The sequence below is a fragment of the Campylobacter sp. genome (assembly GCF_030528245.1).
Taxonomy (GTDB): domain Bacteria; phylum Campylobacterota; class Campylobacteria; order Campylobacterales; family Campylobacteraceae; genus Campylobacter_D.
This window is the reverse complement of sequence record NZ_JAUMZG010000039.1, coordinates 1-13,113: the sequence shown is the minus strand read 5'-3', so window position 1 is coordinate 13,113 and position 13,113 is coordinate 1. Positions and strand designations below refer to the sequence as shown.

Below are 13,113 nucleotides of genomic sequence, written 5' to 3'. Positions count from 1 at the left end.
AAAAATTTCAAGGACACCAATGTCAGCTCCAGGACCCTCCAGGGCCTTGAGCTTTTGGTTTAAATTTTAAGCCTCATATCGCCCTTTTTGATCCAGCCGATTTTGTAGAAAAATTCAGAAAAAGCTAAGGTTAAAGCGGCGGGCAAAACGAAGTGCATCAAAAGAATTTTGATGAGCGTGTCCCCACTCAGTCCCATCGCCTCCAAAGTGCCAAACTGCCCCACAAAGCCACTCGTCCCCATACCCGCACCGCTTGGGATATTTTGCATGTCAAAAACCATAATCGCCACGGGTCCCAAGATCGCTGAGCTCAAAATGGGCGCTATCCAAATTTTTGGATTTTTAACGATGTTTGGAATTTGCAGCATCGAAGTGCCAAGTCCTTGTGAGAAAAGGCCATTGAGTCCGTTTTCTTTGTAACTTGCCACCGCAAAGCCTACCATCTGGCAGCAGCAGCCCACGCACGCCGCCGCTGCCGCCTCGCCGTTTAGGCCTATCATGATGGCTATGGCCGCCGAGGATACGGGCAGGGTCAGCAAAACGCCCACGCTCACCGATAAAATCACACCCATGAGTAGAGGCGCTAGATGCGTGGCCTCATTGAGCCAAGTGCCGAAGATGACGAGCATTTGAGCTAGGCTAGGCCCTATCAAAAAAGCCACGCAAATTCCACTTGCTAGCGTTACGAGGGGGGTGAGGATGATGTCGATTTGTGTTTCTTTGCTGACGATTTTACCCAGCTCTGTGGCGATGCAAGTGGCGATAAAGGCTGTGATGAGGGAGCCTAGCTCATTGGCCACAAAACCCACACTAGCGCAGGAAAAAATCACCAAAGGCGGCGCCTTTAGCCCGTAGGCCACCGCCACGCCTATGCTAACGCCCAAGCAGGACATTATCTTGCCCCCCATCTCTCTCACCACATCCAAAGACAAATAAAGCCCTATTTGCGAGATGATGAGGCCTATGATGAGCGAAGAAAACAGCCCCAAAGCCATAAAGCTCAGGGCGTCAATCCCGTATCTTTTAAGAGAAAATTCGATTCCTTTTCTTTCTAAAAAAGCTTTCATTAGTATTCCTTGTGAGGGGCTAGGCCCCGAAATTTAAAGATTTTTAAGCATACTTTCATAAGCCTTTTGAGTGCCCGGACGCACCGTGGAGGATAGGCTTACGATGATGATGACTGCACTTGCACACACAAAACCCGGCACGATTTCATAGATTGGAAAATTCAAAGCACTTGCTAGGAAATTTTTCCACGCCACCACGACCACGGCTCCTGTTATCATCCCTGCGATCGCCCCCGCTCGCGTCATCTTGCTCCAAAAAAGCGAAAAAAGCATCACCGAGCCAAAGCTCGCCCCAAAGCCCGCCCACGCGTAGGCGACTATGCTTAGGACGCTGGAATTTTTATCCGTGGAGATGAGAAAGGCGATGAGCGCTACGAGTAAAACGCCTATCCTGCCTAGCTTCATCACGGTTTGCGAGCTGGCATCTTGCCTAAAGATGCGGCGGTAAAAATCCTCGGCTAGGGTCGAGCTTGAGACCAAAAGCTGCGAGCTGGCCGTGCTCATGATGGCCGCTAAGATCGCGCTCAGTAAAATTCCTGCGATCCAAGGGTTGAAGAGCAATTGACTCATGATGATGAAGATTTTTTCAGGATCTTGTAGGCTGAGGTTGAATTTATGCACATAAGCTATGCCCAAAATCCCTATCAAACACGCACCGATGAGGGAAATCACCATCCAAGAAATCCCCACGAAAGTAGCCGTTGGAATTTCCTTAGTGGAGCGGATGGACATGAAGCGCACCAAAATGTGCGGCTGCCCAAAATACCCAAGCCCCCAAGCAAGGGCCGAGACGATAGAGAGCGCCGAAATCCCCTCGACCATGGATAAATTCTGTGGCTTGATCTCGCGCACGATGCCCATCGCCTCATCAAGGCCTCCTAAATTTGAAAGCATCACCAAGGGCACGATGATGAGGGCGCTCATCATCAAAAGCCCCTGAATCATATCTGTCCAGCACACGGCCTTATAGCCGCCCAAAAAGGTATAAACCACGATGATGAGCGTGCCCGTAGTGAGTGCGTAAGCGTAATCGATGCCAAAGGTGCTCTCAAAAAGCTTCGCCCCGCCCACAAGCCCTGAGGAAACGTAAAAGGTAAAAAACACCAAAATCACCACCGCGCACACGATGCGCAAAATGTGCTTGTCATCATCAAAACGCGTTTCAAAATAATCCGGAATCGTAATGCTATCTGCGATCACGCTGGTATAAATTCTAAGCCGCTTCGCCACAAAGGCCCAGTTTAAAAAGGCCCCCACGCTCAGCCCGATGGCGATGTAGCTCTCCACCAATCCCCCGACATACAAGGCGCCGGGTAGGCCCATCAAGAGCCACGCGCTCATATCGCTAGCCCCAGCACTCAATGCCGAGACCACAGGACCCAGTGAGCGCCCACCCAAAAAATAGTCCTCTGTGCCTTTGTTTTTCGTGTAAAAATAAAAGCCGATGAAGAGCATCAGGGCTGAGTAGGCGATGAAGGTGATGGCGATTTCTGTGTTGATTTGCACGAGTTGCATGCTTTCTCCTTGAAATTTAGTTTTTTAGGCCGCGGATGCCAAGATTGCCGTAGCGGTGGTAGGACAGGCTAAGGGACTTTTCGTTGTGATAATAAAGCAGCTCAAAGCGACCGTTGAGCAGGGGCCTGTCGCGGATGATGATTTTGGCTTCTTTGGCGGCGGCCTGATAGACTGGGTCGGCCCCATCAGCCCTAGCGTGATAGCGGACGCGCTCAAAATGAGAAATTTTAGCGATGAACTCACCCACGCCCTCTTGGACAAACCGCGCTTTAAGCCCCGCGGCCCTGCAAAATTCTCGCGCGAATTCGGCCCCTTTTTCATAGCTCACACAGAGCTCCACGCCTGAGATATTCGCCGCCAAAACCACGCCCAAAATATCTCTCAAACCATCCTCCTCGCATACCCTGAAGGCTAAATTTTTGATTTTTGTGTAGGAAAAAAGATTATCCTCGCCGCGGATATTCACATAGTCTTTTGCTCGGCCAAATTCGTGCTTGTGATGATGGGCGTAGGACTTGGCCATGATGATGGCATCACTCAGGGCGGTTTTATCGCTAGAATCCGCACTCAAATCGAGCTTTTGCAAGGCCACCGAAAACTCATTTTCTAGCAAATTTTCATCCGCTTTTGCTTTTATATCCACAAACTGCGTGATGTAGTTGTAAATTCCTACCTTTCTGCCAAAGCCTATGGCGGATTTTTTCACGCCGCCGAAGGGTTGACGCAGCACGATGGCGCCCGTTGTGGGCTTGTTGATGTAAATATTCCCCGCCTCAATGCGCTGCGCAAAATACTCCCACTCCCGCTCATCCAGACTCTCAAGTCCGGCCGTAAGCCCATAGCCTGTGAAATTTACCAGCTCAATCGCCTCTTGCAAATCCCTCGCTCGCATCACGCTTAAAATCGGCGCAAAAAGCTCATTCATATGCGTGAAAGCACCCTTTTTGACGCCATATTTTATGCCGGGGGTCATTAGGTGCGGGTTGTCATCGATGAATTTTGGCTTTAGCACCCACTCCTCACCGGGCTCTAGCTCATTGATAGCCCTTAAAAGCTTTTCGCTGGGTTTATCGCAAAGCGCGCCCAGCTTGTTTTTAAGCGCGAAAGGACTGCCCACCGCCAAAGACGCCGCCGCATCCACAAGCGCCCTTTTGAATTCCTCATCCTCATAAACCTCATCTTCAAGCACGAGCAGGGAGGTGGCCGAGCATTTTTGCCCAGAATTTGAAAAGGCCGAGTGGATGATGTTTTTCACCGCGCTATCCCTGTCGGCAAATTTGGAAACGATGGTGGCGTTCTTGCCCCCTGTTTCTGCGCTCAAAAGTAGGGCAGGATTAGCCTCTAGCATCGCATAGGCCGTATCCTCGCCGCCTGTGAGTATGGAAAATTTCACCGCTGCATCGCTCAAAATGTGCGCAGAAATATCCCCACCCCTAGCCGGGAGAAAAATGAGCGCGTCCCTAGGAACCCCTGCATCCCAAAAGCACTCACAAAGTCTATAGCCCGTGAGGGTGGAGAGGGAGGAGGGCTTGTAGAGGACGACATTGCCAGCGGCTAGGGGCGCGGCTATGGTGCCAGCAGAGATGCCGATGGGGAAATTCCACGGTGCGATGGTGAGGCCTATGCCCTTGGGGGTGAAGGTGGTGTGCGGATTTTGCTCCTTGAGCTTTTCTAAAGAACGCGGATAAAATTCCACAAAATCGATAGCCTCGCTCACCTCAGGGTCGATTTCTAAAAAGGTCTTGCCCGTCTCAAGCGCGGCGATGCCTATCAAATCCCCCCTGCGCTCACGCAAAAGCTGGGCGACTTTGGCTAGGATTTCATAAATTTCTCGATGGCTTTTTTGAGGAAAGTGGGAATTTTTTGCCTGCTCCAGAGCCTTTTTAAGCTGCGCCTCCCCCGCCAAATGCGTCCTGCCTATGATGCGATTTGTGATCTTGTCCCTCACTTCTAGGACGCTTAAATTTTCTTTTTGAAAATTCACCTCCCCCGCCACAGGATAGACCTCAAGCCCCTGTAAATTTTCATACCGAGCCTTGATATTTTGCGCCCAGAGGCGGTTTTGCGGCAGGATGAAGTCCGTGTCGCTTTCGTTTTTAAATTCTTGGCTTTCACGGGGGCTTAAAGCGTTTGCCTTTTGATTTCTATCCTGCTTTCTGCGCGTGGAGTTGTCGAGGTTTGAAACGCCCTCAAGCGCGCTCAAAAAGAGGCTTTTTTGCTCCTCCCATGCCTTTGAGCCGACCTTGAGATTGAAAAAATGGCGCATGAAGTTGTCCTCGCTCGTGTTTTCATCCAAGCGGCGCACGAGGTAGGCGATGGCGTTGTTAAAATGCGTCCCCTCACACACAGGAGCGTAAAGGATCAAATCGTGCATTTTGGACAGCTCATAAGAGCATTGCAAGCTCATGCCCTCAAGCATCTCAAAGGTAAAGCTCTCCTGTGCCCCCGCCTCACTGATGCGCGTGTAGGCGTAGGCGATTTCGAAGATATTATGGCTGGCGATGCCGATGTGGATGGATTTGAAATTTTCATTTTCCAGCACGAGATCTAGCATTTTGTTGTAGTTACTATCGGTGTCGATCTTGCGGCTAAAAGTCGGCAGCGCCCAGCCCCTTTGACTGGCGATGGTCTCCTCGCTTTCCATATTGGCGCCCTTGACGAAGCGGATTTTTATGGGCTTCATCCCCTTTGCAACTCGCTCTTTTGAAAAGGCGAGAAGCTTTTCAAGATACACGTAAGAGTCAGGAATGTAAGCCTGCAGCACGATGCCAGCGCTTATGTCAAATTGCGCCACGCTCTGCATAAAGGCCGCCACTGTCAGCTCTAGGTCTCTAAACTCCTCCATGTCCAAATTGATAAATTTACTCACGCCCTGCCTTTTCTCCTCCGCAGCAGCAAGGGCGTAGAGGCTATTTAGGCGCTTCACAACCTCCTCTTTGGAGTGCTCAAAGTCGATGATGTTGATTTGAGAAAAAATTGTCGTGATCTTGATGGAGATGTAGGTAATGTGGCTTGATTTTAGGGCTTGCTCGTATTTTTGCATGCGGCATTGGCTCTCAGCCTCGCCCAAAACCTCCTCGCCGATCAGGTTGACATTGAGCGTGATGTTTTGCTCCCTGCGCCTAGCGATGTGCGGGGCCAAAAAGCCCTCATCCGCATCCAAAACCATAGCCTTCGTATCCTCGCGCAAATGGGAGATGAAAAAAGGCACGCTAAACTTGGGCGCGAATTTTCCCAAATTCAAAAAGACAAGAAGCAAGAATTTTTCAAAGGGGGAGAAAAAATCCGCGATGCCAAATTTGCCCAAAATGTGCTCGATCAGCTCAAAACTCGCCCCCCTGTCCTTGCAGCGGAAAGAGCGGTCGAGTAATTCTATCAGCATCACTTTGTTTTTGGGATTGTTGAGGAGTTTTTGCATCTTGGCGTGAAACGCCCTCTCGCTCGCGGAGAGATTTTGCTCTATGGCATGCTGCAGCTTTTCCGCCAGAGCTAAGGTTTTTTGTATCATTGAGGGTTCTTTCCTAGAATTTTCGCAATGATATAAAAATTTAGTAACAGGGTAAAATTTTCAAACGAGCGCGATTTCTTCGGCGCTTTTTGCCGTGCAAAGCCCGATGATTTTGGCCCCAAGTCCCTCATCGTGAAGGGCTTTTAGCAGACCCTCACCCCGCTTCTCATCCACCGCGATCAAAAGCCCTCCGGAGGTTTCAGGAGCGCAAAACAAAAGCGCATCTTCTTGCAGGTGGGGGGCGAATTTTTTCACAAATTCATAGTTTTGATAGGCCCCAGCCGGGATCAGTCCCAGCTCAAAATACGCCCTCGCACCCTCAAGCAGGGGCAGCTCATTTTGAAAAACACGCCAAGAAATTTGCCCATTGAGCATCTCAACCAAATGCCCCAAAAGCCCAAAGCCCGTCACATCACTCATCGCGCTTGCCCCAAAATGCACCGCGAGGCGACTCGCCTTTAAATTCAACCCCAGCATGCCCTCAAGCATAGGCCCCAAATGCTCATCTTTTAGCATCTCACCCTTCAGTGCCGTGCTCAAAATCCCCACGCCCAAGGGCTTGGTTAAAATCACCACATCGCCGACCTTCGCGCCGTTGTTGGCGATGAATTTTTGCGGATGCACCCTGCCCGTTACGCTCAGTCCAAAAAAAAGCTCCGCGCTCTCGATGGTATGCCCACCGACCACAATCGCGCCGCATTCTTGCACCTTGTCATTAGCCCCGGCTAGAATTTCACCCAAAAGCTCCAGATCATGATGGTAGCTGTCAAAGCCCGTGATGTTGAGGGCGTTGAGCGCCTCACCCCCCATGGCAAAAATGTCGCTAAGAGCGTTCGCAGCGGCGATGGCGCCAAAATGATACGCGCTATCGACCACGGGCGTGATGAAATCAAGACTCTGCACGAGGGCCAAATCAGGACTTATCTGATACACGCTCGCATCCTCGTTGGTGTGGATGCCGCTGAGTAGGGCTGCATGGGGCCGCATGAAGCTTAGGATGGTTCGCAGACCGCACGGGTCCAGTTTAGCTGCTCAGCCTGCGGCCTTGACGAAGCGGGTTAAATTTTGATTTTTATACTGCATTTTCCCTCACAAAGTGATGATTTTTGCCTTGCTGAAAAGCTCGCTCAAAATAGCGTAGGCATTGCCCACGCTGCCGATTTTTAGCGCCTTTGTTTTTCCAAAAAATTCCAAACACGCCCCGCAGCTTACAAGCTCCACGCCTATGTTTTCAAGCCCTCGCATCGCCTCGTGCGCAGGGTGCGTTTCCTCGCAGTTGATGAGGACGCTTTCATTGACGCAGAGGATTTTTGCGGGGCGACTTTCAAGCTCTCTTAGGGTGTCCAAAAAGCCCACCAGTAAATTTTTGCCCAGCTCACCCGTGCCGATTTTATCACTTTTGAGGAACAAAACACTCCCCACGCTCTCATCCGCCAAAGTCGAGGAGGCCCCGCTCTTCTTACGCACCCTGATGCGAATTTCTCCCGCGTTTTCTTCTAAAACGGGGTTTAAATTTAGGGAGTTTAAAAATTTCAAAACATTGTTTTTTGAAATTTCTGAGTTGAGGAGGATTTCCAGCTCCTCTCCCTCAGAAAGCCCCTCCAAGGCTCTTTTTGTCTGCACCACAGGGGCGGGGCAGGTGAGATTTTTACCATCGATTTTCATCCCTTCTCCTTTGTAAATTTCAGTTGCGCCTCGCGTAGTCATCGTAGGAAAATTCGCGCACCATTCTTAGAGAATTCTCCCGCGTCAAAAGGGCTAGATTGGGCAATTTGACCCCGTTGAAGGTTGTATTTTTCACGATGGAGTAGTGGATTTGATCCAAAAAAACGATCCTATCCCCGCGCTCAAGCTCCCTTTTGAAGGCATACTCCCCCATCACATCGCCAGCTAGGCAGGTATTTCCCGCTAGCAAATAGGCCCTCTCGTCCTCCTGCGGGGGGGTGACCTCCTCCCCCTCCCTCGTGCCCAAAATCCTAGCCCCTAAAACCTCGCTCGTGTAGGGCATGATGATGGTATCTGGCATGTGCGCCTCGCTTGAGACGTCCAAAATGGCGATTTTTTTCTCATTTTCAACGATGTCAATCACCGAAGCGACCAAAACCCCCGCTTGCCAGCCCACGGCCTCACCGGGCTCCAAATACACCTGCACGCCAAATTTATCGCTAAAGCCCTTGCAAAGTCTGATGAGCTTTTGCACGTCATAGCCCTTTTTTGTGATGTGATGGCCCCCGCCGAAATTCACCCAACTCACCCGCCTTATCCAGCGACCAAATTTAGCCTCAAAGACCCTCAAAACCGCCTCCAGACTATCCGCACTCTCCTCGCACAGGGCGTGAAAATGAAGCCCACTCACCCCGCTCAAATCCGCCCTCTCTAAATCCTTGCTCAAAATTCCAAGTCGGGAGTAGCGACCGCAGGGATTGTAAAGCGCCTTAGGCGCGAAAGAATGCTCCAGATTGCAACGCAGTCCCAAAGCCGCAGTCTGCGTTTTGAGCCTGAATTTTTCAAACTGGGCAAGGGAGTTGAAGACGATGTGCCCCGATAGAGCGGCGATCGCGTCCATCTCGTCCTCTTTGAAGGCGGGGGAGTGAGTGTGGATTTCTTTGTCCATGAATTCCTTGGCAAATTGCGCCTCCCAAAGCCCACTGCAAGTGCAGCCGTGGAGGTATTCGCCTACGATTTGCATCGCGCCCGAAAAGGCAAAGCCCTTCAGCGCTAAAAGCACCTTCGCACCGCTTTCTTCGCTCACGCGTGCTAAGAGTTCACAGTTTTTTCTGAGTTTGTCCTCTTCTAAAACATAAGCGGGAGTAGGAAAATCGCTTTTCAAGTAGGCTAGCATCCTTATCCTTGGGGTGAAATTGGCATCTTAAAAAAATTTAAGACCTATCATAACATAAGATTCAATAAAATCTCCAGTTTTACCGACACGAACCTGAAGGAAATTAGGGAATCGCCAATGGCTTTGTGTTTTGTTTTAGAATTTTTATTTTTACAAAGAGGGGTCTTAGAAATCTAACCCTAGGTAAAACGCTACGGTAGCTCTCCTTCATATGCTATGAATTCCTACAAACTCATGAGAATTTCAGCCAAATTTTAATAAAAAGCACATCATCAAGGCGAAAAAATCCTAACACAAAATGCGGGGGTTTTGTTTTATAATGCTCGTTTTAAAGGAGTTTCGATGCTGAATTTACAGAACAAAAAAAGCGCATTTTTTAAAAAATTACACAACGCCCTGGGTCTTGATAAAATTCAAAAAAATATCGAGCTCATAGAAAGAAGGCAGTTTTTACACATCTTCGCGAAAAATGCGCAAAATCCCACAAAAAACGACTTTAAAAACAATCATTTCGTGCTTTTTGACTACGCGCATTATACGCATCTTGGCTATCACAATCTGGGCGATTTTATCCAAACCATCGCCACAAAAGCCGCCATTGAAAAAAAATTCCCCCAGTCAAATTTTGAACACGCCAGCAGCGAAGGCCTGATATTCAAGCAAGGCGGGGGCATAGTCATCATGCAGGGCTACTTCGCACTCAGCCACAGCTTCCTCCCGCCCCCTAGCCTTTTGAGCGTTTTCATCGGCACGCATTTTAACCTCGCAGCGATGAATTTCATACAATTTTTCCACGCGCATTTCCCGCAGTATTTCAAAAATAAGGACATAGGCTGCAGGGACCTTCACACCCTAGAATTTTGCCAAAAAATGGGCTTTAGGGCATATCTTTCGCGTTGCCTCACCCTCACCTTAGATAGGCGTGAAAAAAATGCGGGGCAAGATAAAATTTTTTTCGTTAATGTGGGGGAGGATTTGCTTGAATTTATCCCTGAAAATTTGCGCAAAAAGGCAGAAATCATCAATCAAAAGTCCATCAAAATAGAGCATGAGCCAAGTTACACGCAGGAGCATTTTTTCCAAAAAACGCACAATTTGCTCAAGCGCTATCAAAATGAAGCAAAGCTCATCATCACCACAGGACTTCACATCGCCTCGCCCTGCACGGCTATGGGGATTCCGGTTGTTTTGATCGCTGAAAATGAGGAGCAGCGGGGGCGCTTCTCGGCTTTGGAGGGCATCATTCGCATCCACACTAAGGCAGAGCTTGAGAAAAATGCGGTGGATTTTGCCCCGAAAGTGCCTGATATTGAGGATTTAAAAGAAGCGATGCTGGAGAATTTAAAACGCAGTGTCGCTAAGGAGCGAGGGGAAGAGGTCGACGCGCAAAGGCTTGAAAAACTGCGCGAATTTATAGCCTCCTACCGAGCGAGCCGCTTTCATTAAGCTTTAAAAAAGATTGGTTAAAATGCGTGTGCTACTAAATTCAAAGGAAAAATGATGGCTTATGCAATGGGTGATTTGAAAAAAGGCTTGAAAATAGAAATCGATGGCGTTCCGTTTAAGATAGTGGAGTATCAGCATGTGAAACCGGGTAAGGGGCCTGCCTTTGTACGGGTGAAAATCAAGTCCTTCATTGATGGCAAGGTTTTGGAAAAAACCATCCACGCTGGGGACAAGTGCGAGGCGCCAAATTTAGAAGAAAAGACGATGCAATACCTCTACGATGACGGGGAGAACTGCCAGTTTATGGACACGCAAAGCTATGAGCAAGTCGCCATCAGCGATGAGGATGTGGGCGAGGCGAAAAAATGGATGCTAGATGGCATGATGGTCGATGTGCTTTTTCACAACGGCAAGGCCATAGGCGTGGAAGTGCCGCAGGTGGTCGAGCTCAAAATCATAGAAACCGCGCCCAATTTTAGAGGCGACACGCAGGGCTCAAATAAAAAGCCCGCGACACTTGAAACGGGCGCTGTGGTGAGCATACCCTTTCACATTTTAGAGGGCGAGGTTATCAGGGTCGATACCACACGCGGAGAATATATAGAAAGGGTGAAAAACTAGGCCTTCAAAATGCGTGAAAATTCCAGCATGGCGGCGATGAGAAAGTCCTTTTTTGCAAGTTTTGGATTGGTTTTTAGCTCGTATTCTGTTTGCAAAAGAAGCTTGAAAATTTGATGATATTGCACGAGCTTGAATTTCAAGGCTTGGTTTTTTAATTTCTCCGCGGCGGCAGGGGGCGGGGCGTAACCTAGCAGATCTTTAAGGTCGATTTTGCCGTTGATTTTTGCGTACATGGCGATTTGAAAAAAGCGATAAAAAGCGCTAGAAAGGGCGTTGATGAGGGCGATTTCGTTGAATTCCTCCAAAATTTTTTCCAACTCAATGCCGATGCTTTCGTGGCTTAAAAGCTTATCCAAAAAGCCGTCAAAATTCGCAAAACTAAGGGCAGGGCAGTATTGTTTGATGGTGTTTTCATTGATGGCTAGGCCCTCAAATTTATTCAGCTCGGCCCCTGCCAAATATAAATTCTCATCAAAGCCCAAAAAAAGGCTAGCAAGGGCATTTTGAGTCGCGTCAATCTTAAGCTCTCTAGCCCTCATCGCTAAAAGCTCCACACCCTCTTTTAACCCACCAACCTTAAAAAATCTTGCAAAATGATTTTCAAAAATTTTCTCAAGCTCCCCCTGACGCGAGCCCTCATCATAAAGCTCGAGCAGAAAAAAATTATCCGCGTTGATTTTGCACAGGGAAATTAGGGCTTTCAAATCCTTAGCGGATGGCTTTTTGTGGCATTTTAGCTCCAAAAGCTTTTTTTGACTGAAAAGCGACCCCAAGGCCAAAAAATCACTCGCCCTAGAAAAATCATACTCCTCAAAATAAAGCCGCAGACTCTCCTCGGCGGCAAATTTTTTCTCGATAAAATTCGCATAAAGCTCGGTTTGAAAATTATCCGAGCCATAAAGCAGAAAAAAATTAGGAAATTTTCCACTGGAATTGAGCAGATTTTGCAGCTCGCGCCTATACATCACCTCACCTCGCTCACAGAAACGATGATGCCAAAAATTTTCGCCATCACAATGTCCGCATCCTCAATCCTCACCCGCACCCTTTGGAATAAATTCGCCCTCTGCCCTATCAAAATCACATCCGCCCCCTTGATGGTATCATCAAGCCTTGCGATCGCGACATTTTCGTTTTCTATGATGAGGGCCTCAAAAATTTGCCCCACATTTTTCGCAGCCCAGCGCGCAAATTTCCTATCCATAAAATCATAAGCGACCTTATCCGCCTCCCGCTCCAGCGTGCTTAAATTCTCACAAGTGCTTTGGATGTTTAAAAGCAGGTATTTATAAAGTTTTGCATCTTGGTTTTCTCCAGCCTTTAAAAGCCTGTGCAAAATCAAATCAGAATACCGCCGAATGGGACTTGTGAAGTGGGTATAGCGCTCAAAGCCAAGGCCAAAATGCCCCGCATTTTCACTCGCATAAACGGCCTTTTTTTGCGCCTTGATGATGAGCTTATCGACCTCTGCGCGCAAATCAAGCTCCGCGGCCAAGACCTGAATGTCGCGGATCAACTCGCTTAAATTTGCCTTAAATTTAACGTCAATGCCCAGGCCAGAAAGCTCCCTTAAAAGCTTACGAATTTTTTTGCCATCCGCGCTCAGGTGGTTCCTAAAAACCCCCACCTCAATGCGCTTTGCCGCGGCTTTGTTGGCAAGGAGCATGCATTCTTCGATCAAATTATGCGAGGGCGTGTCCCTCTCATAACGGGTAGCCTTGAGGCTTAAACTTTCGTCCAAAAGCATCCTCAGCTCTTCGGTTTTGAATTCAAAGGCATTTTTAAGCCGCTTTGCCCTTAGTTTTTGCGTGAGTTTGAAAAGGGGATAAAGCCAAGAAAGCTCGCCAAGATCGGGCTTTTGCTCTAAAATTGCATCCACCTCATCGTAATGAAAACGCCGCTTGGAATGAATCAGCGCCTCAAAAAGCTCCTCTTTTATCACTTTAAATTCCGTATCAAAACTCAGCTTAAAACAATAAGCCAAGCGGTCCTCGTGAGGCCTTAAGGAGCAGATATTTTCACTCAGGGCGCGGGGCAGCATGGGGATGGCCCTGTGCGGGAAGTAGATAGAAAAGCCCCGTGAGCGCGCCTCCTTATCCATGGCAGAATAGGCA

The 13,113-nt window shown here is 48.7% G+C and carries 10 protein-coding genes; 2 read left to right on the top strand and 8 right to left on the bottom strand.

All coding sequences use genetic code 11. The features are described 5' to 3' along the window. Nucleotides 1–59 precede the first annotated feature (59 nt). The 6 genes from Q4A73_RS06575 to nspC are packed head-to-tail and all read right to left on the bottom strand — an operon-like array spanning nucleotide 60 to nucleotide 8,932. A complete protein-coding gene (locus Q4A73_RS06575; protein WP_303206658.1) occupies nucleotides 60–1,067 on the bottom strand; it encodes a PTS sugar transporter subunit IIC in 1,008 nt (335 codons plus the stop codon). 33 nt (nucleotides 1,068–1,100) lie between these two features. Next, a complete protein-coding gene (gene putP / locus Q4A73_RS06570; RefSeq protein ID WP_303206657.1) occupies nucleotides 1,101–2,582 on the bottom strand; it encodes a sodium/proline symporter PutP in 1,482 nt (493 codons plus the stop codon). A gap of 16 nt (nucleotides 2,583–2,598) precedes the next feature. Continuing rightward, entirely contained in the window at nucleotides 2,599–6,090 is a 3,492-nt protein-coding gene (locus Q4A73_RS06565; RefSeq protein ID WP_303206656.1) for a proline dehydrogenase family protein, read from the bottom strand. A 60-nt stretch (nucleotides 6,091–6,150) separates the two neighbouring features. Beyond that, entirely contained in the window at nucleotides 6,151–7,173 is a 1,023-nt protein-coding gene (gene selD, locus Q4A73_RS06560; RefSeq protein WP_303206655.1) for a selenide, water dikinase SelD, read from the bottom strand. Nucleotides 7,174–7,179: 6 nt separating this feature from the next. Further along, nucleotides 7,180–7,755, bottom strand: coding sequence for a sulfurtransferase-like selenium metabolism protein YedF (gene yedF / locus Q4A73_RS06555; protein WP_303206654.1), 576 nt, complete (start codon nucleotides 7,753–7,755; stop codon nucleotides 7,180–7,182). 19 nt (nucleotides 7,756–7,774) lie between these two features. Continuing rightward, nucleotides 7,775–8,932: a carboxynorspermidine decarboxylase gene (gene nspC, locus Q4A73_RS06550; RefSeq protein ID WP_303206653.1), complete on the bottom strand. Its 1,158-nt coding sequence runs from the start codon at nucleotides 8,930–8,932 to the stop codon at nucleotides 7,775–7,777. A gap of 342 nt (nucleotides 8,933–9,274) precedes the next feature. Between nspC and Q4A73_RS06545 the strand changes: the two genes are divergently transcribed. Further along, nucleotides 9,275–10,378 carry a polysaccharide pyruvyl transferase family protein gene (locus Q4A73_RS06545; RefSeq protein ID WP_303206652.1) on the top strand — a complete coding sequence of 368 codons (1,104 nt, stop codon included), beginning with the start codon at nucleotides 9,275–9,277 and terminating at the stop codon, nucleotides 10,376–10,378. Between the two features lie 51 nt (nucleotides 10,379–10,429). Continuing rightward, nucleotides 10,430–10,999: an elongation factor P gene (efp, locus tag Q4A73_RS06540; protein WP_303206651.1), complete on the top strand. Its 570-nt coding sequence runs from the start codon at nucleotides 10,430–10,432 to the stop codon at nucleotides 10,997–10,999. On the opposite strand, the gene Q4A73_RS06535 is transcribed toward efp, so the two are convergent. After that, nucleotides 10,996–11,964, bottom strand: coding sequence for a DNA polymerase III subunit delta (locus Q4A73_RS06535; protein WP_303206650.1), 969 nt, complete (start codon nucleotides 11,962–11,964; stop codon nucleotides 10,996–10,998). The genes efp and Q4A73_RS06535 overlap by 4 nt on opposite strands. Then, nucleotides 11,964–13,113, bottom strand: a 1,150-nt coding sequence (locus Q4A73_RS06530; protein WP_303206649.1) for a ribonuclease R family protein, incomplete at its 5' end; no start/stop codon positions are given. The genes Q4A73_RS06535 and Q4A73_RS06530, both read right to left, overlap by 1 nt.